This is a genomic window from Luteitalea sp. (assembly GCF_044337415.1).
Lineage (GTDB): Bacteria > Acidobacteriota > Vicinamibacteria > Vicinamibacterales > Vicinamibacteraceae > Luteitalea.
The window spans coordinates 57,890-79,244 of record NZ_JBIINP010000001.1; the positions used below are offsets into that span (position 1 = coordinate 57,890).

A 21,355-nucleotide genomic window follows, 5' to 3' on the forward strand; every position below is an offset into this window, starting at 1 on the left:
GCGTCTACACGACGACGGGGCGCCGGGCGTTTCGTTGACAGCCTCGAAACCCCCGCGCTACGCTTCACCGGTTCGCCGCGATCGCCCCACGAGTCACCCTTCATGCCGATGATGTCGAAGTGGGAAGCCCTCCCGACCGAAGCGATCAACCCCAACAGCCTCGCGCTCGACACCGCGTCGGTCGGCGACGTGATCGACCTGATGGTCAGCGAGGACCGGAAGGTCGTCGCCGCCGTCCATCGCGAGAAGGAACGCATCACCGCCGGCGTGCAGATGGTGACCGAGTCGTTCCGCAAGGGCGGCCGGGTGATTTTCGTCGGCGCCGGCACGAGCGGCCGTCTCGGCGTGGTCGAGGCGGCCGAGATGCCGCCGACCTTCGGCGTGTCGACCACCCGTGTGCGCGCGCTGATGGCGGGCGGCAAGGACGCTGTGTTCCAGCCCAAGGAGGGCGTGGAAGACGACTACGAGGAAGGCGCCCGCGCCATCGCCCGGCTGCGTCCCCAGAAGCGCGACGTCGTGATCGGGATCTCGGCCAGCGGCGTGACGCCGTTCGTGCGCGGTGCGCTGACGCGCGCCCGCAAGGCGGGCTTGCGCGTGATCTTCGTGACGTGCTGGCCCGGCAGCGAGTTGCAGAACTTCGTCGACCTGATCATCGCGCCCGCCGTCGGGCCCGAGGTGCTGACGGGCTCGACGCGCCTCAAGGCCGGCACCGCCACCAAGATGGTCCTCAACATGCTGACCACCATCGCGATGGTGCGCAGCGGCAAGACCTACGGCAACCTGATGGTGGACGTGCAGGCCACCAACGACAAGCTGAAGGATCGCGCCCGCCGCATCATCTGCATGGCGACCGGCGTGGACTACGAGACGGCGGGCAAGCTCCTGAAGTCGGCCCGCAACGACGTGAAGGCGGCCATCGTCATGCAGCGCACCGGCCTGACGCTCTCCAAGGCCCTGGCCACCCTGAAGCAGTCGCACGACTCGGTCCGCGAGGCCGTGGGCGAGGATGTCGAGCCCCGGCTGCGGGCGCTGCTGGGGCTCGACAAGAAGTAGACGTCACCGGATCTGCGCGGCGGCCTCGGTGTCGCAGATCAGCTCCACGTCGGCGTGCAACTGGAGGAACGACGCTGGCAACTGCGTCGTGACGGGCCCCGTGATGAGGGCCGCGACGGTGGCGGCCTTGCTGCTGCCCGTCACCAGGAGCAGGATCCGCCTCGCCTTCAGGATCGTCCCCATCCCCATCGTCATCGCCTCGGCAGGCACGCGTGAGGGGTCGCCGTCGAAGAACTCGGCGTTGGCCTTCCGGGACGGCTCGAGCAGGGTCACCCGGTGCGTGCGCGCCTGCAGGGTCGCATCGGGCTCGTTGAAGCCGATGTGCCCGTTGGCGCCGAGGCCCAGGATCATCAGGTCGATGCCGCCGGCGGCCTCGATGGCCTCCTCGAAACGGGCGCACTCGGCGTCGGGGTCGGCGGCCAACCCGTCGAGCACGTGCCCGCGCGCCTCGGTGATGCCGACGCGATCGAAGAGATGGCCCTTCATGTAGGCGCGGTAGCTGCCCGGATGGCTCACGCCGATGCCGACGAACTCGTCGAGGTTGAAGCTGGTGGCCTGCGAGAAGTCGACCTCGCCGTCGCTGGCGCGCGTCGCCAACTCCTCGTACATGCGGATGGGCGTCCGTCCGGTGGGGAGACCGAGCACGGCGCGGGGGGTGTCGTGGAGCAGGTCGGCCACGCGTTGCGCCGCGAGGTCGGCCACGTCCTGGGGAGAATCACAGAGCGAGATGATCACGAGTCTTGTATGTGGGAAGGGATGCGCCGCCCTGAGCCTCGGCCAGGGCCAGGCGCACGGCGCCAATCGCCGGGTCGGTGGTGAGCAACTGGACGTGCCCGCCGGGCACGTCCTCCGAGAGGCGGGTCCGCAGCGCGTCCTGCAGCCACGGAACCGCGTGGAACGCGCCGCCGGCCATCACGACCGGGAACGCCCCGTCGAGTGCCAGCTGGCGCACGACCGAGCGGACCGAGGCCGCCAATTCGTCAGCGGCCACTGACGCGATGTGGGTCGCCATGGCGTCGCCGGCGTCGCGCGCGGTCTGCACCAGGCTGGCGCACCGGGCGATGTCGCTCGGCTTCAGGTAGTGGCGGTAGACCTCGCGCACGAGCTGTTCCGGCCGCGTCACGCCGAAGAAGTCGAGCACGAGCGGCGTCAACGCGGTGGCGGGCCCGCGCCCGTCGGCCGCGCGCACGACGGCGCGCAGCGCCTGCCGGCCGATCCAGAAGCCGCTGCCCTCGTCGGCGAGGATGTAGCCCCACCCGCCGGCGCGCGCCGCCTCGGCGCGGTCGTTGCGACCGTAGGCGATGGATCCCGTGCCGGCGATCACCACCACGCCCGGCCCCACGCCCGCGCCCGCGACCAGGGCGATGAGCGCGTCGTTGGTCACGAGGATCCGCGCCCGTGCGCCGATGCGCCGCATGATGCCCTGGATGATGGCGTTGTCCTCGGCACGGTCGACGCCGGCGATGCCGAGGCAGATGACGTCGGGCCGGAGGTGCCCCTCGCCCAGGACCTCGTCGATCAGCTCGTGCAGGGTCTTCTCGACCGCGAGTTCGCCGTGCGCCGCGAGGTTGGCGCCGCCGCGCCGGGCGCGGGCCACGACCGTACCGTTCCCATCGGCCAGCACGGCCTCTGTTTTCGTCCCGCCGGCGTCGATGCCGATCACGAGGGGAAGGGTGTGGCTGCCCGACATCACGCGACCGCGAGTATATACTTCGCATGCGCGTGCTCGTTCCCTCGCGCGCGCCGGATCGATGCCCGTAGCCTCCCGCCGCGACCTCCTGCGGTTCTCCCTCGCAACCCTGCTGCCTGCCGTGGCCTGGCCACGCGTCATCGCCGCGCGCCCACAGCCCGGTGCGAGCGAGATGCGAGGCCTGTGGGTCACGCGCAGCTGGATGACGAGCCCGGCCCACGTCACGCAGGTGGTCGACGACGCAGCGCGGCACGGGTTGACGGCGATCTTCGTCCAGGTGCGGGGCCGGGGCGATGCCTTCTATCAGGGCGGGCCGGATCCTCGTGCCACCTTGCTGGCGCGTCAGCCGGCGGCCTTCGACCCGCTCGGCGATCTCGTCGCCCGCGCGCGGACCCGCGGCCTGCAGGTCCACGCCTGGCTGAACGCCAACCTGGTGGCGGGCGCCACTGCGATGCCGTCGGCATCACAGCACGTGGCCGTGCAGCATCCCGAGTGGCTGATGGTGCCGCGGCCGCTCGTCGACACCCTGCTGCCGATGTCGCCCAGGGACCCACGCTACGCCTCGACGCTGGCGGCCTGGAGCTTCAAGCAGAACGCGACGATCGAGGGCGTGTTCAGCTCGCCGCTGCTCGACGGCGCACAGGCCCGCCTCGACGCGATCGTCGATCACCTCACGACCCGGTACGCGCTGGACGGCCTGCACCTCGACTACATCCGCTTCCCGTCACCGGACTTCGACTACAGTCGTGCGGCGCTCACGGCCTTCCGCGCCTCGATCGCGCTCGAGCTGACCCCAGCCGAGCTGGCCGCGCTCGACGACCGCGCGGCGACGCGTCCGCTCGCCTTCGTCGACACGTATCCCGCCCGCTGGATCAGCTGGCGTCGCGAACGTCTCACGCAGCTGGTGGCGCGGCTCGCCGCCACGGCTCGCCGCAACCGCCCCCAGGTCCGGATGACGGCTGCGGTGTGGCCCGATCCCGACTACGCTCGCGACTACAAGCTGCAGGACTGGGCCCGCTGGCTACGCGAGGGGCATATCGACGCGGCGTGTCCGATGCTGTACATGTCCAGCGGCGCCTCGTACGAGCGGCAACTGCAGGTGCTGGCCGACAGTACGGCGGGCGCCGTCTGGCCTGGGATCGGCGCCTACAAGATCGAGCCCGACGAGGCCTCGCGCCGCGTGGCCGTGGCCCGCGCGCGCGGCTTCACGGGCGTCCTCCTCTACTCCTACGACAGCATGACCGGCGGCGTGGGGCGGCCCTCGCCCTATCTGGCCGCCGTCCAGCGGCGCGTGTTCCGCGACGGCGCGGCGAGCCAGGTCGGTGCGACGCGCTGACGTCCCCGGCCTCTCGGCCGCCGCAGCGCTGCTCTCTGCCTCGGTCGACGACGGACGCATCCCGGCCGCCGTGCTCGAGATCGGCACCTCGTCGGGGGTCGCCGGCCGGGCGGCCGTCGGCGTGCCAGACGACGCGTGCTTCGACCTGGCGTCGCTGACCAAGGTGCTCGGCACAGGGCTCCTCGCCACGCACCTGTGTGGACGACGCCTCCTGGATCTCGACATGCCGGTCCGCACCCTGATGCCCGACTGGCGTGGCGCCGACCGCGCCGACGTCCGTGTGCGTGACCTGCTGGCGCATGCCGCTGGACTGCCCGCCCACCTGCCCCTGTTCGAGCGGCATCGTGGGGCCGAGGCGCTGGCGGCGGCCAGCGCGCGGGCTCCCCTGGCCTGTGCGCCTCGCAGCGCGGCCATCTACAGTGACCTCGGCTTCATCGTGCTGGGGGCCCTGCTCGCGGTCATCACCGAGTCGCGGCTCGACGAGCAGATTCACACGCTCCTCGGCTGGCTGAGCCCTGCCCCGCCCCGCTTCGGCCCGCTCGCCTGCACGGCGCTGGTGCAGGGGACGGGGACGAGCGCCTGGCGCGGGCGGGCGCTGTGTGGCGAGGTGCACGACGACAACGCCGCGGCGATGCACGGGGTGGCTGGCCACGCCGGCCTCTTCGGGACGGTCGGCGGCGTCGGCGACATCGCGAGGGCGGTGCTCGGAGGCGTCCGCGGGGCGGAGACGCCCATCGGGCCGAGTTGGGTGGTGCGGGCGTTCGCGCGCCGGTCCCCGGTCCCCGGGTCGTCCCGGGCGCTCGCCTGGGACACGGCGCTGCCCACCTCGTCGTGCGGCCCACGGCTGTCGGCATCCGCGATCGGCCACACGGGATTCACCGGGACCTCGGTCTGGATCGACCCGGCGCGGGATCTCTACGTGGTCCTGCTCACCAATCGGGTCGCCGGGCGGGCCACCGCGGCAGACATGGCTGACCTCCGCCGGTCCGTCCACACGACGATCGGGGCCGCCTGGGAAGGCCCGGCCTGATGCCGACGCCGCACGCGCTCATCGCGCTCCTGTGTGCGTTCTTCGTCGCGCTCGGCCTCAGCATCGCCACGCTGGGCCCGGCGTTACACGAGTTCGCCCAGGTCGCCGGGTTGCCCGTCTCGGCGATGGGCGTGCTGTACAGCGCGTTGTTCGCCGGGTTTCTCGCGTCGCAGGTGTCGGCGGCTTTCCTGCTCGACCGCGTGGGCACGCGGCCCACCATCCTCGGCGCGATCGCCGTGTTCGCCGCTGGCACTGCCGCGCTGGCGGTGGCGCCGGGCGCCACGTCGTTGCTGGCGGGGAGCGCGGTGTTGGGCGCCGGCTACGGGTTCGGCACCATCGGCATCAACCTGGTGGCCTCGCGCCTGCTGGCCCATCGCCCGGCCTTCGTGGTCAACCTGATCAATGCGCTCTACGGCGTGGGCACGGTCATCGGCCCGCTGATTACGAGTGCGGCCTTGCGGACCGGGGGGCAGGCCCGGTGGGTGCCGCTGGTCGGAGGAGTTTGTGCGCTGGGCCTGCTGCCATGGGCCTGGCGTGTCCTTCCCGGCGATCCTGCGCCGTCCCGGCGGGTCGACGGTCCGACGAGCGGCCATCGGACGGTGCCGACCGCGTTGGTGCTCATCGGGGTCCTGGTCTTCCTCTACGGCGGCGTCGAGTCGGGTTTCAGTGGCTGGGCGCCCACCTACCTCGAGCAGACCCTGGGGATTTCGCCGGCCGATGCCGCGCTCGCCATGTCGGCGTACTGGTCGTCGTACCTGGCCGGCCGCATCGTGTCGACGCTCCTTGCACTGCGGGTGGGGCCGGCGACCGTCTTGTGGGGCTCGTTGGCGGTGTTGGCGGCGGGTGGCGTGTGCCTCCTCGCGGGCCTGGGGCAACGGCTGCCGACGACGGTGGCCCTGGTCCTGCTCGGTGGCGCGACTGGCCCCATCTACCCGTCGATGTTCGGGGTCGTGACCAGTCGGTTCGCCGACCGTGCGGCGTTTGCCGTATCGATCGTCGCCGCCATCGGCTGTGTCGGGGCCATGCTGCTGCCCTGGGGCATGGGACTCACCTTGCCGCTGGCCGGCGGGCGGATACTGGCCTCGTTCCCTCTGCTGCTCTGCCTCGGCATGGCGCTGGCCCTGTACGGGGCCCGCCCGCGCGCCCCCCGCTGATCCCGGACGAGGCAGACGCGCCGATCACTGCCGGCGAATGGTGTTGCCGTAGGGATTGGGCGGCAGCCCGCCGGGCGATGTCGCTCCAGGGCCGCTCTGTCCTCCCGGACGCTGGCCGGGGCCACCCGGTCGCTGGTTCTGCCCGGGTTGCTGCTGCACGCCGAAGAATCGCGGCGTGATGTCCTCGATGGCGACTTCCCACTGGTCGTACTGGGTGCGCCCCTTCCACGCGCGCAAGGACGTTTCCTTGCTCGTGCTGACCACTCCCCGGATGCCGCCGACGGCGCCACCGGCGGCGCCCATGCCGGGCTGCAGGATCTGGCCCGGGGCCATCGATGTGCCTCCGGGGCCCATCCCCTGCCCGGCGCGCGAGGGGCCGGCCGGCCCCTCGGTCAGGGCGCCCGGTCGGACACTCGTGCCGGCGCCTCCCTCCCCGACGCCGGGTACCGTGGCGGTCATGCCCGGTGAGACCTGCCCCACCCGCAGCACCGTGAAGTCCTTGCCGGTCATCGGATCCTTGTACTTGCGGCGGAGGTAGCGTTCCTTCACCAGGTCGTCGAGGTTGGCTGGCGAGGCGCCCGGGAGCTTGCGTTGGTACAGCGCCAGCGCGTGGGCGTATTGCCTGAGGCGGAACAACAGTTCCTCCTCCTTCTCGCGCTTGGCCTGCTGTTTCCACACCGGCATGGCCATCGACATCAGCGTGAGCATCACCGCCAACGCTACGAGCAGCACGGCCATGGCGTAGCCGCGCGCGTCTGACACAGCCGGGGTCTGATCGGGGGGCCTCATGCGTTTGGTATTCTTGCCAGTCATGCTAGCACCGCGTCACGCCGGCCGGCCGATTGCCCTCCGGGCCCTCCTCGGCACGCTGCCCGTGCTGATCGCGCTCGTCGCGGGCGCCTGCAACAAGGTGCCCCTCACGGCGCCGACTGATTCAGCGGTCACCCTGTTCGCCGCCCAGACCGTGGTGGCGCTGAACGGGACCGTCGAGATCACGGCCAACGTCACCGAACCCGGGGGCGTGCCCGTGCAAAACGGCACGCAGGTGAACTTCACCACCACGCTCGGGTCGCTCGAGCCGGCCGAGGCGCGCACCAACGGGGGCAAGGCCACGGTGCGCCTCAGTGCCGGCACGGCGTCCGGCATCGCCCGGGTCCGAGCGTTCTCCGGCGGGGCGCAGGCCGAGGCCGTGGAAATCCGGGTCGGTGCGGCGGCGGCCTCGCAGCTCACGCTCAGCGCGCTGCCCAGCGCGGTGGGGGCCAATGGCGGGACGGTGGACCTGTTGGCCGTGGCGACGGGCGAGAACAACCAGCGCCTCCCCGGCGTGCCGGTCACCTTCGCGACCACGGCGGGCTCCCTGCGCGACGCCACCGTCATCACCGACGGCAATGGCGAGGCGCGGACGCTGTTGACGACCACGCGCGAGGCCACCGTGACGGCCACGGTCGGCACGGTGCAGGCCACGACCACGGTGCGCGTCACCACGCGGCCGATCATCACGCTGACTGGGCCGTCCACGGCCGTCGGCGAGGGTGAGACGACCACGTTCACGGTCAACGTGCAGCCACAGACCAACGGCGACGCCGTGCGGGACGTGGTGATCGACTTCGGCGACGGCGAACGACGGTCCCTGGGGGCCCTGACGGGGTCGCGGACGGTGCAGAAGGTCTACGCGCGCAAGGGCACGTATCAGGTGACCGTCTCGGTGCTCGATACCGGCGGCGAGACGACGACGGCGACGACGACGGTCACGGTCGAGGAGCGGGTCATCAACGTGACCCTGACGGCCTCGCCCTCGACGGCGGGCGTCAACACGGTCGTGCAGTTCACCGCCACGGCCTCTGGCACCAACATCGTGACCTACAACTGGAACCTGGGCGATGGCGACACGCGCGTGACGACCGGACCGACGACGAGCAAGGTCTACGGATCGGCTGGTCGCCGGCGGGTGTCGGTGGAAGTGGTCAACGCCGTCGGGCAGCGTGGGATTGCCACGATCGAGGTGCTAATCCAGTAGCGCTGCGGCGTGGAGCCATCGAGGGGCACGCGCGTCTGCGTGCCCCGTCCGAAGCGCCGGCTGTCCAGTGACGCCCGGCGCTTCTTTTGGTCTTTATGCTCGTTAAAACAAAGTGCTTCTTTGCCCGATGTGATGATCCTTAGCCGCACCTCATTCAACAAACTTGTCGCACTATGTCAGATGAGAAACATTAATGTCGGATCTCGGATTCCTGGGGGCACCAGGCGGTAGAGGCGCAATGGATTGTAGAAATTCGACTTAGCCTCAACGTGTGACAACCGCGGACGACAGCGGCACGGGCTTTGATAGAGAGAGGAAGTGCATGGCATCCTCTGCCCACTTTGTCTCGTCATGGACTCGCCCCGCTGGCGTCGTCTCGGCCCTGACTCTGGCGTCCCTGGTGCTGGTCGCCCCCGCCGCCGCCCAGAGCGGGACGACGGCCGCCGCCGGTGAGCAGCCAACGCCGGTCACCACGACGGCCGCCCTGATCGAGAAGGCGCCGCCAGAGCCCCAGTCGCCGGCTCAGGCCCCTGCGCCCGCCCAGCCCGTGGAGGTCGCCGCTCCCGCCCCCACCAACCCCTGGATGCGGCTCTTCGGCCCCACCAAGGTGTCGACAACGGGCGACACGTACTACGCCTACAACGGCAACGAGCCCTCGTCTGGCAAGAACGTCCTTCGCAACTTCGACGAGAACGACAACCAGTTCTCCGGCAGCTACTTCGAGATCGCGTTCGAGCAGGTGCCGACCGAGAAGCGCCGCCTCGGCTTCCGGACCGACATCGGGTTCGGACCGACGGCGACGTGGGTCAACTCGACCGATCCGGATGATGGGGCCCTGAAGTACCTGCAGCAGGCCTACGTGAGCGTCCTGGCTCCGGTGGGCCGCGGCCTCCAGATCGACGTCGGCAAGTTCAACACGCCGATCGGGGCCGAGCCGACCGAAACCGCCTACAACTGGAACTATTCGCGTTCGCTGCTCTTCTCGTGGGCGGCCCCCTACTACCATCTCGGGATGCGGGCCTCGCTGCCGCTCAGCGACACCGTGTCGGTGTCGGGCTACCTCATCAACGGCTGGAACAATGCCCAGGACAACAACCGGGGCAAGACCGGGGCGGCGACGGTCAGCTGGAAGGTCACGCCGGCGCTCACCCTCTCGCAGGCCTGGATGGGCGGCCCCGAGGGGCCCAACGGCGCGGCGGGCTGGCGCAACCTCTACGACACCATCGCGACCTGGACGGTGAACCCGCGGCTGACCCTGATGACCAACATCGACATCGGTCGCGACACGGTGGGCGGCGTGACCACGGCGTGGCAGGGCATCGCCGGGTATGGGCGGGTGGTGGTGCTCCCCTCCTGGGCCCTGGCCAGCCGGTTCGAGGTCTTCGAAGATCGTGATGGTTTCATGACGGGCACCGCCCAGACCATCCAGGAAATCACCCTGACCAGCGAGCACACCATCGTGAAGGGGCTCGCCTTGCGCGTCGAGTACCGGCGCGACTGGTCCGACGAGGATTTCTTCGAGTACAAGACGGACCAGTTCCGGCCACAGCAGAACACGATCCTCTTCGGCTTCACCTACGCCCTGGCCACGCCCTGAGGTGCGAGCGGCGGGCCGTCACTGGGGCGGCCCGCCACGCTGACCAGCCGATTGCGTCATGCGCCACGGTTCTGCGCTCACGGCGACGCCGGAAAGGCGTAGGCTATGGGCCGCATGCCCAGGCAACTGGCCGTCAGGGTCGAGGCTGATCACCTCGCGGCCCTGCTGTCGCTCGGTCCCGTGCTGAGCGAGGCCCCCAACCTCAAGACAGCCCTGGCTCGTGCCCTCGAGCACGTGACGGAGGCCGTGTCGGCGCGCAGTGGCCTCATCGCCCTGCGCGAGGGCGACGGCCGGGAACTCTCGGTGGCGGCGGCCACCGGCATCAGTTGGCAGACCGCCCAGCGTGTGCGGTATCGCGTCGGCGAGGGCATCATCGGCCGGGTCGTCGAGACCGGTCGGCCGGTGGTGGTGCCGCGCGCCAGCCAGGAGCCCCTGTTCCTGAACCGTACCGGCGTGCACAAGCGCACGGCAGCGGCCGGCGAGGACACGTCGTTCCTGTGCGTCCCGATTTGTGCGGCGGGTGCCTGTGTCGGCGCCGTCGGCCTGGCGCGTCCCCATCGTCCAGACGCCGACGTCGAGCGGTTGATGCAGTTCCTGGGCGTCGTGGCTTCCCTGCTCGGCTATGCCGTGCGTGTCCACGGGCTGCAGCAGGCCGAGCGGCAGCAGCTGGTGGCCGAGAACGCGCAATTGCGCGAGGAACTCCGCGAGCGCTACGACTTCCGCAACATCATCGGCAGCAGCCGTCCGATGCAGGCGCTGTTCGGGCAGGTGACGCAGGTGGCCCGCAGCCAGACGACGGCGCTGATTCGCGGCGAGTCGGGCACCGGCAAGGAACTCATCGCGCACGCGATTCACTACCACTCGGCCCGCGCGAGCAAGCCGTTCGTGAAGGTCAATTGCGGTGCCCTGCCCGAGGGACTCGTGGAATCGGAGCTGTTCGGGCACGAGGCCGGCGCGTTCACCGACGCACGCACCGCCAAGAAGGGGCGCTTCGAACTGGCGCACGGCGGCACGCTCTTCCTCGACGAGGTCGGCGAACTGTCGGTGGGCACCCAGGTCAAGCTGCTCCGGGTGCTGCAGGAGCGCGAGTTCGAGCGGCTGGGCGGCACGCAGACCATCCGTGTGAACGTGCGACTCATCGCCGCCACCAACCGCGACCTCGAGGACGCCGTCAAGGCGCGCACGTTCCGCGAAGACCTCTACTACCGGCTGAACGTGTTCTCGCTGTTCCTGCCGCCCCTGCGCGACCGCAAGCCCGACATCCTGCTGCTCGCCGACCATTTCGTCGAGAAGTACGCCGCGGCCCACGGCAAGGACGTCCGTCGCCTGGCGACAACGGCCATCGACATGCTCATGAGCTATCACTGGCCGGGCAATGTCCGCGAACTCGAGAACTGCATCGAGCGCGCGGTACTGGTGGCGACCGGCGGCGTGATTCACGGCCACGACCTGCCTCCGAGCCTGCAGACCGCCGAGGTCTCGGGCACCCTGCCCCGCGTGTCGCTGGCGTCGGCGACGGCCGCGCTCGAGACCGACCTGATTCAGGACGCCCTCAAGACCGCGGGCGGCAACCTGGCCCGCACGGCGCGGCTGCTCGACACCACCGAGCGGATCGTCGCGTACAAGGTCAAGAAGCTCGGCATCGACCTCCGTCGCTTCCGCCGAGAGTAGGCGACGTAAATGTCGGATCATCGGTGAACGGCAGACAGAATTGTCTGATTCCGTTCCTGGCCGATTCCTGACGATTCGCTGCAACATCCTTCAATATCAGTGACTTGCAAAAGTCACAGCCTGTGCCAGTTCGATCAAGCATCGAATTTGCTACGTAATAGAGCCGAGCGGACGCGACCCGCGTGGGACACCGACGTCCCGCCCGGCCCGTCGTCTCCATTCGGAGGATCGATGAACAACGCAGATGTGGCGTGGATGCTGGTCTCCACGGCCCTCGTGCTGCTGATGACCCCGGCCCTGGCCTTCTTCTACGGCGGGCTGGTCCGGTCCAAGAACGCGCTCAACACGATGATGATGTCGTTCATCTCGTTGGGCTTCGCGGGTGTGGCGTGGGCCCTCGTCGGGTACTCCCTCGCTTTCGCCCCGGGCACGCCCTGGGTAGGTGGACTGAACTTCGCCTTCCTGAAGGGCGTGACGCTGGACCCGCAGGGCACGATTCCCCATGTGCTGTTCATGGCGTTCCAGGGCACGTTCGCGGTCATCACGGCGGCGCTCATCTCCGGGGCCGTGGTGGAGCGCATGCGGTTCAGCGCCTACATCGCCTTCATCACGCTGTGGGTGCTGGTCGTATACGCGCCGGTCGCCCACTGGGTGTGGGGCGGCGGCTGGCTGGCCACCATGGGCGCACTCGACTTCGCCGGCGGTACGGTGGTCCATGTGAACGCCGCCGCGGCGGCGCTGGTGGCCGCCGTGGTGGTCGGTCCCCGGTTCGACCACGGCCGGCAGGCGATGCTGCCGCACAACGTGCCGTTCGTGCTGCTCGGCGCGGGCCTGCTGTGGTTCGGCTGGTTCGGCTTCAACGCCGGTAGCGCGCTCTCGGCCAACGGCATCGCCGGCCTGGCGTTCACCAACACGATGCTCGCACCGATGGCGACGCTGGTCGTCTGGACGCTGCTCGACGTTGTCCGGACGGGCCGCGCGACGGCAGTGGGCGGCGCCACCGCGATCGTCGTGGGCCTGGTGGCCATCACGCCCGCGGCCGGCTACGTCAGCCCGATGTCGTCGCTGCTCCTCGGTGGGCTGGCGGCCGTCCCCAGCTACTTCGCGATTCAGTTCCGGGCCAGCACACGCCTCGACGACTCGCTGGACGTGGTCGCGGCGCACGGCGTCGGCGGCACCGTGGGCGCGCTGCTCACGGGCGTCTTCGCCGACAAGGCGTGGAGCGGCGCGGCCAACGGGCTCGTCGGCGGCAACGCGGCCCAGATCGGGATCCAGGCGGCCGGCATCGGCGCCGCGCTGGTCTACAGCGCCGTCATGACCTTCGTCCTCTTGAAGCTCATCGCGCTGGTCCTGCCGCTTCGCACGGGCACGCGTGATGAGGCCCTCGGTCTCGACGTCAGCGACCACGGCGAAGAGGCGTACGCCCACGGCGACGGGGCGATCCTCATCAGCCCCGACCTGCTGCACGGGGCGGTGGCCAGCAGCGCCGTGACGGCGGAAGGGAGCCGGGCATGAAGATGGTCGTGGCATTCGTCAGGCCCGAGAAAATCAACGACGTCCTGCAGGCGCTGTTCAGCGTCCAGGTCCGCGGGCTGACCATCAGCCGCGGCCAGGGCCACGGCGGCGAGACCGAGCACGTCGAGAACTATCGGGGTACGAGCGTCAAGATGGCGCTCGCCGAGAAGGTGCGCATCGAGATCGGCGTCAGCAACGGCTTCGTCGAGCGGACCATCGAGGCCATCGCCGGCGCCGCGCGCACGGGCGAGGTGGGAGACGGGAAGATCTTCGTGCTGCCGGTCGAGCGCGTCGTGCGCATCCGCACCGGAGAGCAGGATCAGGATGCGGTGACGCCCGTCGCCGTGCTCCACCAGTAGGCCGGCTCGGGATGACGAGTGGTGGGCGGCGCGACGTTCACCACTCGTTGTACGCCTGGCCGTTCATCGAGGTCCGATCGGACCCGCTCTTCACGTTGAACACGCCGGGCTCGGCAGACGGGTTGCTCGCGTCGGGTTCGGCCGGCACCTCCTGCCACGTGGACGCCGACTTGGTGAACGGGTCCTCGGGGATGGAGCGGAGGTATCCGTCGCTGACCAGGGCTTCCAGGGTCGACGGGTACTTGTTCTTGTCGGCGTAGTACTGGTCGATGGCATCGCGCATGCGGAACAGGTCCTCACGCAGCACGGCCTCCTGCGCCAGCGTGACCGCGTTGCGGTAGCTCGCCATCGCCATGCCCGCGATGACGACAATCAGCGCCATCACCACCATCAGTTCCAGCAGCGTGAATCCGCGCTGACGCCGCGCCCGCCCCTCGGCGCGCAGGCCCTCCCCGTCAGCCCGCACGCCCGTGTCGGCCGTCGTCGCGCCGCGCTCGACGCCTGGGTCGGTCACGCCCTTCCCCATCGCCTCAATACTCGCTGTACGGCGTGCCATCGAGTCCCGTCCCGCCTGCCTTCGAGTACACATCGAACACGTTCTGGCCGCCCCATGACGTGGAGTCGGGGCGATCCTGATAGGAGCGCAGGCCCCACTCCGCGTCCCCGGTCAACGGGTCCACCGGAATGCGACGCAGGAACCGCAACTTGGTCTGCGTGGCGTCGCCCGCCTTGGTCACGCCCTTGACGAGGGTCTCGAGGTCCGGCGGGTACCCCATGTCGTCGGGCTCGAGTTCGAGGTTCGAGATCTGCTGCAGATCGGCGGCGTCCTTGTAGCGATCGATGGCCGTCCGCAGTTCCCGCAGCGTGCGCCGCAACTCGACTTCCTTCTGCCGCTGGATCCCCACCTTGCTCAGCGGCAGCACCGCGGTCGCCATCACGAGCACCACGGCGGCGACGACGAGCAACTCCACGAACGTGTAGCCACCCTGCGCGCCCCCGACGGCGCGGCGCCACCGCCGCAGCCCGCTGCGCGCCAGGGTCATCGCACGGTGACCGTCGCGGGGACCAACTGGAGTCCCACGCTCGCCTGTTCCGGCGTGCTCGCGACCCCGGCCGGCGTGATGGCCGACTGCCCCGGGGCAATGGCCTCGAAGACGAGGGTCGCCACCAGCCCCGTGCCGGTCGCGCCGACCTGATCGCCAGGCCGCAGGGCGGTGAGATCGACGCGCCCGGCGCCGGGATCGACCTGCTGCGTGAAGGTCGGCGTCACGCCGCCCTGCGCGAGGAACGTTCCTGGCTGCACCGTGCGGACCCGCAGCACCGACGGGTTGTAGGTGACCGACACGCTGATCGTCGACACGCGCTGCGCGCCGGCGATGGTGATGGGCACCGTATACGGACCACCGCCAACAGCGAACTGCGGGCCCGGCGTGGTGATCGCGAGCCGCGCCGTTGGCGGCGGGGCTGGAGACGGGGCCGGGGGCGGCGTCGCCGCGGCCTGCGGCGTGGCCGGCGGGGCCTCCGGGACGGGCGTGGCCGGCGTCGGCGGGGCCGCCGCGGGAGGCGGCGTTGCGGGCAGGACCGAGGGCGTCGAGGTGACCTGCCCCGTCTGCGGCGACACGACCGGCATCGTCGCAACCGGCTGCGGCACGGCGACAGGCGCGGCCGGCGGAGCGGTCCCGGCTGGGGTGTTCGGCGCTGGCGCCTGGGCGCTGGGATCGACCGCGATCAGCGGCGGCGCTCCCGTGAGGCCGAGGTTCTGCTGGCTGCCGATGTAGATCGGATCGAGGTTCTCCTGCGTGACTTCCGACGACCGCACCAGGCGCGGCGTCAGCAGGAACACGATGTCGGTCTGCGTGACCTGGTCGACCGTGTTGCCGAAGATGCGGCGCAGGATGGGCGTGCGCAGCAGCCCGGGGAAACCCGTCAGGGCCTTGCGCTGGTCCTCGCGCAACAGGCCCGCCAGCATCAGCGACTCGCCTTCGCGCATCCGGATGACGGTGGTGACGCGACGCGTCCCGAACGTCGGCAGGCTCTGGCCGGCGATGTCGATGTTGGCGCCGAGCGTGCTGCTCTCGACCTCGAGTTCGGAGACGATCTCGCCCTCGAGCGTGACGCGCGGGGCGGTCATCTTCACCTTGAGGCCGACGGTGCGGTAGTTGAACTGGTTGATCGGGATCGTGGTGAGCCCGCCACCGCCCAGGCCGCCGAACGTGGTGCTCGGCACCGGGATCTCGTCGCCGAGATCCAGCGTGATCGTCTTGCCTTCCATGCCGCGCAGCTGCGGCTTGGCGATGATCTTGTTGTTGTTGTCGCTGGCCAGGAAGTTGACGACGGCCTGCGGCACCGTGAGGTAGAAATCGGCGGCGCTGATGCCGCGCGTGATCGTGTTGAGGTTGAAGGGGGGCACGGAGGTGCCGCCTTCGCCGCTCGAGGGCGGCGCCTCGGGCGAGAAGATCGCCCCCACCGAGTACTGCGACAGGTTGAGCCCGACTTCCTTGGCGCGGGCGCGGTTGACCTCGATGATCTCGACGTCGACCACGATCTCGGCGCGGGGCTTGTCGTTGTTGCGCACCACCTGGTCGATGATGTTCATCACCCGGTCCGAGGCGCGCACGGTGAGCGAGTTCTGCGTCTTGTTGGCCAGCACGCGCGGCTGCACCGGCAGGCCGGGCAACTGCAGGATCTGCTGCACGGTCTGCACGAGGTCGGTCGCGTCGGCGTGCGACAGGTAGAACGTGCGGATGACCTGTTCCTCGTACGCCGCGCGCTTGGGCGGCGTGTCGGGGATCACCATGATGGTGCGCGGGTTGACGACCTTGTAGAAGTTGTTGGAGGCCGACATCACCTGCGTGAGGGCCTCCTCCAGCGACAGCCCCGTCAGGTCGACGGTGATCTGCGCCGGGCGGAACGTCGACTCGAAGATCACGTTGATCCCGGTCGCCTTGCCGATGAAGGTGAGCACGTCCTGCGAGCCGGCCTGCGAGAACTTGATCTCCAGGGGATCGCGAGACGCGGGATTGAGCAGCGGCGGTGCCGACCGCTGCCGTGCCGTCTCGCGCATCGCCTCGATGGCGGGCCGTGGGCGGGCCGCCTCGGCGCGTTCGCGCAGTTCCTTCTCGATCTCGGCGGCGCGCAGCATCGAGTTGCGATTGGACGGGTCGTACTCGTAGACCTTCCGGTACTCGACGACAGCCACCTCGAGGTCGCCCTTCTCGTCGGCCTCCCGCGCCGCCTTCAGGTGGGCCATCGAGGCGGTCTGCATGGCCTGCTGCAGCGCGCCCTTGTAGTCGGTGCGGTCGGGATGCTCCTGGAGCGCCTCGCGGAAGCTGACCACGGCCTGGTCCCACTCTCCCTTGATCCACGCCTCGCGCCCACGGTTGTATGCACTCGACGAGGCGCACGCGGCCGCGCCGAGGCACAGCCCGGCCAGCAGCGCTCCCACGCCCGTCGCCCGCATCCACCGCTGCATCGTCACGCCTGTCTGCACGTTACCTCGTCGTTCGTTGCCCACGTCCGCGCGTCCGCCCGCCTCACCCGGTCAGGCGCACGGTCTGGCGCCCGCGGCCGTCGACATACTCGATCTGCAGGGACTCCTCGCCGATCGACACGATGCGCCACCGGCCGTCGACGATTTCACCCGCGCGGCCATAGTAGACGTTCTTGCCGTCGCTGAGGACGGCCACCTTGCCCACGTCCTGCCGCGACACCACGCCGATGAACTTGACGGTGATGGGCGGTGGAGGCGGCGGCTGGGGCGGACCGATGGGCATCGGCGGAGGCGGCGCCACGGGCGCCACCGGGACCGGCGGGCGGGTCCCACGACCATCGCCACTGGTCACGGCCTCGGCCGCCCCGCCTCGGAACGGATCCCGCCCGCCTTCCTGCGGCGCGGGTCGATCCTCGCTCAACCGCTCCAGGCCCACCCCCTCCGCAAGGACGCGGGCTGGCGGCTTGGCCGTCCTGGAGCCGGGCCTCGCGGCTGGGCGCCGCGCCGCGGTCGCCGGTCCCGTGGGGGTCGAGCCGAACTGCCACCAGCTCAGGAGCGCCAGCACGACGAGCAGGCCCGCCAGGAGCGGCAGTCGCCGACGCGACTCAGTGGCCATCGTCGGCCTTGAAGAACGTGGACAGCGTCAGCGCGGCCTCCAGCGGCTCCTTCGGGTCGTCGGACTGCACCACGCCCACCTCGCGCACGACGATGAAGTCCGGCCCCGTTTCGAGACGGTAGAGGAACCGGCGCAGGTCGCGGTACGTGCCGAAGACGCTCATGGTCAACGTGGCGCGCATGAGGGTGCTGTCCTGGTCGACCTCTTCCTGTGTGAACGTGCGGTGGTCGTAGCTGAGGTTGGCCTCACGCGCCAGCTGCGCCAGCCGGACGAAGGTCACCTGCCGCGCGGCCGCCTGTCCGTCGGGAAGGACCTGCGAGTAGAAGCGACGCAGGTCGGTCTCGGCCTTCACGCTTCCCTCGGCGGTCTGTCGCGCCTCGGCCAGTTCGCGCCCGGCGGTCGAGGCGGCGAGGGTGGCCGTGGTGGCCCGCTGGGCAAGGCCCTGCACACGGGCGCGCAGGGGGCCCACGACAAGGAGCAGGCCCACGAGATTGGCGACGGCCAGCAGCGCCAGGACGCCGACGAGCAGGCGACGGTCCGCGAGAATCCGAGCGGCAGGCACCATGTCAGTTCGCCCCCGCCGCAGCCGGGGCGGCCGTCGTGGGCGCCGGCGGCGCGTCCGGGGTGGGGGCGCCTGGTCCCAGGTACCGTCCGAGGCACACGACGTTGTAGCTGCCGTCGTCGAGGAGCTGCTCCTCGAGCGAGCGCAGGTCGCGGAAGGCGCCGGCCGCCTCGAGGCGGTCCATGAACGCGCCGACGGGCTCGACGCGCCGCGTGTTGACCACGAGCCGCACCATCAGCGCCTCGCCGTCGATCGAGGGCATCACGGCCTGCAGGCGGACGTCGGGCGGGATCGTCCGCTCGATCACGTTGAACAGCGCCGTCCAGGAAAACGTGCGCGCGTCGATGACGGCATTGGCTTCGCGCGTGGCCTTGACCGTGGCGTCGAGGCGGGCCGCATCGAGGCGACCGCGGACCTGCTGCGCCTCGCGGCGGAGGGACGCGGCGCGCCCCTCGTCGCGGGCGATGCGCGCCGCCAGGTCGCGCTGCTGCGCCGTGAGCGAGACCAGCTGCCAGACCGTGAACGCCGAGAGCAGGACGAGCCCCACGGCGAGTCCCGTGAGCACGACCTGCACGGCCCGTTCGTTGTAGAACGGGCGCGTCGCGAGGTTGCCGCGCAGCATCATGTCAACGCCCCCTCGCGGAGGACGAGTCCCGCCGGCGCTGCAATCTGGCCCACCAGCCCCTCACTGGGCGACAGGCGGTCGCCGAAGGTGGCCAGCCCCTGCAGGGAGAGGGGTGTGACCGCCGCCTCGAACAGTTGTCCCAGGTTGCGCGCCAGCGCGTCGCGGTCGTCCAGATCCTGGCCCGCGACCAGCAACACGCGCGCGAAGCCCTGCCCGGCCAGTCGGTCCTCGTAGAACATCCGCGTCTGGTGCACGACGTCGGCGACCGGTTCGGCGGCATCGGCCGGTCGGGTGCGGAAGAAGATGAGGGCCCCCTCGCGCAGCACGGCGATCGAGGCATACCCCGGCGTCACGTGCACCAGGAGCACGTCACCCTGCCCCACCGCGTCAGAGGCGCCGCCCAGCAACGCCAGGTTCACGACGTTGAAGGTGGCGAGGTCGACCGTCCCGGCGTGGAGTCCCGCTGCAGCGCAGGCGCCCTCGTACTCCTCGACCAGGTCGCGGCGCATGGCGGTGACCACCAGCGTGGTGGTCGCCCCGAGCGTGCCGCCGCGCGTCCACGCCACCTGGGCCTCCTCCACGGCGAAAGGCATCGTCTTGCGCAACTGGAGGCGCACGAGCTGGTCGAGGTCGCGCGCGTTGGCCGGCAGCGTCTCGAACGGCAGCAGCGAGACCTTGCCGGCCGTGTCCGGGATGGCGAGCGCGACACGACGGGTCCGCACGCCGGTCTGGTCGACGGCCTGCCGGATGGCGGCGACGAGCACGTCGCGCTGGATGACGTTGGCGGCCGTGAGGGACGGCACGACGGCGCCCGCCGGCAGCGGCGACGTCCCGACGGCGCGGATGACGGGCATGCCGCCGTCGCGTTCGACGTGGACGGCGGTCACGCGGTGCTGGTCGACGTGCAGGCCGAGCATCGGGGGCGGCGTTCTGAGCCAGGCAGGAAGCGACGGCATGTCAGTCGACGAAGGTGACCTTGTTGATCTCGCGCAGCGTGGTCTCGCCCGACAGCACGCGCGAGACGGCCGACTCGCGGAGGAAACGCATGCCCTCGTCGCGCACCGCGCGCTTGATCTCGGAGTTCGGGCTGCGCGCGAGGATCATGTCACGGATGGTGTCGCTCAGGTCGAGCAGCTCGCAGATGGCCATGCGTCCGCGGTACCCGGAACCGTTGCACTCGAGACACCCGGCGCCCTCGTAGAAGGTGTGGGTGTGCGCGAGGGAGGGGTCCATCTTCGCCTCGGCCAGCTGTGCCTCGGTGACCGTGGCCGGCCGCTTGCAGTCGTCGCAGATCTTGCGGACCAGCCGCTGCGCGAGGACGCAGTTGAGCGCCGACACGAACTGGTAGGCCTCGACGCCCATGTTGAGGAAGCGGCCGAGCACGTCGAGCACGTTGTTGGCGTGCACCGTCGTGAACACGAGGTGGCCGGTCAGCGCCGAGTTGATGGCGATCTGCGCCGTCTCGGCATCGCGGATCTCGCCGACCATGATCTTGTCGGGGTCGTGCCGCAGGATGCTGCGCAGCCCGCGCGCGAACGTCAGGCCCTTCTTCTCGTTGATGGGAATCTGCACGATGCCCTTCAACTGGTACTCGACCGGGTCCTCGATCGTGATGATCTTGTCCTCGACCGACCTGATCTCCGACAGCGCCGCGTACAGCGTCGTCGTCTTGCCCGAGCCGGTCGGCCCCGTGACCAGCACCATCCCGTAGGGCTCGCGGATGTACTTGCGGAACCGGCGGAGTTCCTCCTCGGGAAAGCCGAGGATGTCGAGGCGCAGTTCGCGGAACTGCTCGCTGATCGACTCCTTGTCGAGGATGCGGATGACGGCGTCCTCGCCGTGCGCGCTCGGCATCACCGACACACGGAAGTCGATCGTCTTGCCGCGCATGCGCAGCTTGAAGCGGCCGTCCTGCGGCACCCGCTTCTCGGCGATGTCGAGCTCGGCCATCACCTTGATGCGCGAGATGATCGGCCCGGCGAACCGCTTGTCGATCGGCCGCATCGCCGCCTGCAGCACGCCGTCGATGCGGTACTTGACCACCACCGCGTCGTCCTGCGTCTCGATGTGGATGTCGCTGGCCCGCCGCTGCAGGGCCGCGAAGACGGTCGAGTCGATCAGCTTGATGACCGGGCTGATGTCGCTCGTGAGCTTCTCGACCGACAGCGACTCCTCGCCGCTCTCGTCTTCCTTGAGCAGCTGCAGCTGGAAGCTCTCGGTGGCGTCCTCGAGGACGCGCTGGCTGCTCTCGGACTTCTTGAGCATCGCCTGGATGGCCGAGGCGGTGCCGACGGTCACCTTCAGGCGCGTCCCGAGCAACTGCTGCAGTTCGTCGATCATCAGCAGGTCGGTCGGGTCCGACACCACGATGACCAGCACGTCGCCCTCGCGCCGGTGCGGGACGAACCCGTAGCGGAGCATGACGTCGGCCGGGATCGACCGGAACAGGTCGTTGTCGAGATGGAACGCGTCCATGTCGACGAACTCGAGGCGGTAGCGCTCGGCGAGGCGCCGGGCCTCCTCGCGTTCCCGCGCGCCGCCGCTGCGGCCGCCATCGGCGGTCGGCAGCTCGGGCATCGGCAGGGCCGAGGGATCCGGCGGTCCGGGGGGGAGAGTCGATGTGCTCACGAACGCATGGTC

The 21,355-nt window shown here is 70.2% G+C and carries 20 protein-coding genes; 9 read left to right on the plus strand and 11 right to left on the minus strand.

Annotation, left to right across the window (positions count from 1 at the left end; all coding sequences use genetic code 11):
• Window positions 1-102 precede the first annotated feature (102 nt).
• A complete protein-coding gene (murQ, locus tag ACIRDX_RS00235; protein ID WP_396623378.1) occupies window positions 103-1,053 on the plus strand; it encodes an N-acetylmuramic acid 6-phosphate etherase in 951 nt (316 codons plus the stop codon).
• Window positions 1,054-1,056: 3 nt separating this feature from the next.
• On the opposite strand, the gene nagB is transcribed toward murQ, so the two are convergent.
• Both nagB and ACIRDX_RS00245 read right to left on the minus strand, forming a co-directional pair.
• A complete protein-coding gene (nagB, locus tag ACIRDX_RS00240; RefSeq protein WP_396623379.1) occupies window positions 1,057-1,788 on the minus strand; it encodes a glucosamine-6-phosphate deaminase in 732 nt (243 codons plus the stop codon).
• Entirely contained in the window at window positions 1,769-2,743 is a 975-nt protein-coding gene (locus tag ACIRDX_RS00245) for an N-acetylglucosamine kinase (RefSeq protein ID WP_396623380.1), read from the minus strand. The genes nagB and ACIRDX_RS00245 overlap by 20 nt, the downstream gene beginning before the upstream one ends.
• A 121-nt stretch (window positions 2,744-2,864) precedes the next feature.
• On the opposite strand from ACIRDX_RS00245, the gene ACIRDX_RS00250 reads away from it, so the two are divergent.
• From ACIRDX_RS00250 to ACIRDX_RS00260, 3 genes are read left to right on the plus strand one after another with little or no spacing between them, the layout of a single operon-like run.
• Window positions 2,865-4,079: a glycoside hydrolase family 10 protein gene (locus ACIRDX_RS00250; protein WP_396623381.1), complete on the plus strand. Its 1,215-nt coding sequence runs from the start codon at window positions 2,865-2,867 to the stop codon at window positions 4,077-4,079.
• Window positions 4,066-5,109: a serine hydrolase domain-containing protein gene (locus ACIRDX_RS00255; protein WP_396623382.1), complete on the plus strand. Its 1,044-nt coding sequence runs from the start codon at window positions 4,066-4,068 to the stop codon at window positions 5,107-5,109. Before ACIRDX_RS00250 ends, ACIRDX_RS00255 begins: the two co-directional genes overlap by 14 nt.
• A complete protein-coding gene (locus ACIRDX_RS00260) occupies window positions 5,109-6,263 on the plus strand; it encodes an MFS transporter (protein WP_396623383.1) in 1,155 nt (384 codons plus the stop codon). The genes ACIRDX_RS00255 and ACIRDX_RS00260 overlap by 1 nt, the downstream gene beginning before the upstream one ends.
• Window positions 6,264-6,287: 24 nt before the next feature.
• Here the strand turns inward: ACIRDX_RS00260 and ACIRDX_RS00265 are convergent, their stop codons facing one another.
• Window positions 6,288-7,052, minus strand: a complete 765-nt coding sequence (locus ACIRDX_RS00265; RefSeq protein ID WP_396623384.1) for a hypothetical protein — start codon at window positions 7,050-7,052, stop codon at window positions 6,288-6,290.
• Between the two features lie 22 nt (window positions 7,053-7,074).
• Here ACIRDX_RS00265 and ACIRDX_RS00270 point away from each other — a divergent pair, with 22 nt between their 5' ends.
• The 5 genes from ACIRDX_RS00270 (at window position 7,075) to ACIRDX_RS00290 (ending at window position 13,422) form a co-directional block, all read left to right on the plus strand.
• Window positions 7,075-8,280, plus strand: coding sequence for a PKD domain-containing protein (locus tag ACIRDX_RS00270; RefSeq protein ID WP_396623385.1), 1,206 nt, complete (start codon window positions 7,075-7,077; stop codon window positions 8,278-8,280).
• 322 nt (window positions 8,281-8,602) lie between these two features.
• On the plus strand, window positions 8,603-9,877 hold the full coding sequence (locus ACIRDX_RS00275; protein ID WP_396623386.1) for a porin: 1,275 nt from the start codon (window positions 8,603-8,605) through the stop codon (window positions 9,875-9,877).
• Between the two features lie 114 nt (window positions 9,878-9,991).
• Window positions 9,992-11,548 carry a sigma-54 interaction domain-containing protein gene (locus ACIRDX_RS00280; RefSeq protein WP_396623387.1) on the plus strand — a complete coding sequence of 519 codons (1,557 nt, stop codon included), beginning with the start codon at window positions 9,992-9,994 and terminating at the stop codon, window positions 11,546-11,548.
• A 231-nt stretch (window positions 11,549-11,779) separates the two neighbouring features.
• A complete protein-coding gene (locus ACIRDX_RS00285; RefSeq protein WP_396623388.1) occupies window positions 11,780-13,063 on the plus strand; it encodes an ammonium transporter in 1,284 nt (427 codons plus the stop codon).
• Window positions 13,060-13,422 carry a P-II family nitrogen regulator gene (locus ACIRDX_RS00290; protein WP_396623389.1) on the plus strand — a complete coding sequence of 121 codons (363 nt, stop codon included), beginning with the start codon at window positions 13,060-13,062 and terminating at the stop codon, window positions 13,420-13,422. Before ACIRDX_RS00285 ends, ACIRDX_RS00290 begins: the two co-directional genes overlap by 4 nt.
• Before the next feature lie 37 nt (window positions 13,423-13,459).
• Here the strand turns inward: ACIRDX_RS00290 and ACIRDX_RS00295 are convergent, their stop codons facing one another.
• Genes ACIRDX_RS00295 through ACIRDX_RS00330 form a run of 8 tightly spaced genes read right to left on the minus strand, consistent with a single transcriptional unit; the run spans window position 13,460 to window position 21,292 of the window.
• The gene (locus ACIRDX_RS00295) at window positions 13,460-13,936 is read right to left on the minus strand and encodes a type IV pilin protein (protein ID WP_396623390.1); all 477 of its coding nucleotides are present in this window, start codon (window positions 13,934-13,936) and stop codon (window positions 13,460-13,462) included.
• A 16-nt stretch (window positions 13,937-13,952) separates the two neighbouring features.
• A complete protein-coding gene (locus tag ACIRDX_RS00300) occupies window positions 13,953-14,465 on the minus strand; it encodes a prepilin-type N-terminal cleavage/methylation domain-containing protein (protein WP_396623391.1) in 513 nt (170 codons plus the stop codon).
• Window positions 14,462-16,912: a secretin N-terminal domain-containing protein gene (locus ACIRDX_RS00305; RefSeq protein WP_396623392.1), complete on the minus strand. Its 2,451-nt coding sequence runs from the start codon at window positions 16,910-16,912 to the stop codon at window positions 14,462-14,464. The genes ACIRDX_RS00300 and ACIRDX_RS00305 overlap by 4 nt, the downstream gene beginning before the upstream one ends.
• A 43-nt stretch (window positions 16,913-16,955) precedes the next feature.
• Window positions 16,956-17,528, minus strand: a complete 573-nt coding sequence (locus ACIRDX_RS00310) for a hypothetical protein (protein ID WP_396623393.1) — start codon at window positions 17,526-17,528, stop codon at window positions 16,956-16,958.
• Window positions 17,518-18,093 carry a GspMb/PilO family protein gene (locus tag ACIRDX_RS00315; protein WP_396623394.1) on the minus strand — a complete coding sequence of 192 codons (576 nt, stop codon included), beginning with the start codon at window positions 18,091-18,093 and terminating at the stop codon, window positions 17,518-17,520. Before ACIRDX_RS00315 ends, ACIRDX_RS00310 begins: the two co-directional genes overlap by 11 nt.
• A gap of 1 nt (window position 18,094) precedes the next feature.
• The gene (locus tag ACIRDX_RS00320) at window positions 18,095-18,715 is read right to left on the minus strand and encodes a hypothetical protein (protein ID WP_396623395.1); all 621 of its coding nucleotides are present in this window, start codon (window positions 18,713-18,715) and stop codon (window positions 18,095-18,097) included.
• Entirely contained in the window at window positions 18,712-19,671 is a 960-nt protein-coding gene (pilM, locus tag ACIRDX_RS00325) for a type IV pilus biogenesis protein PilM (protein ID WP_396623396.1), read from the minus strand. The genes ACIRDX_RS00320 and pilM overlap by 4 nt, the downstream gene beginning before the upstream one ends.
• A gap of 1 nt (window position 19,672) precedes the next feature.
• Window positions 19,673-21,292, minus strand: coding sequence for a GspE/PulE family protein (locus ACIRDX_RS00330; RefSeq protein WP_396623414.1), 1,620 nt, complete (start codon window positions 21,290-21,292; stop codon window positions 19,673-19,675).
• Between the last annotated feature and the right edge of the window lie 63 nt (window positions 21,293-21,355).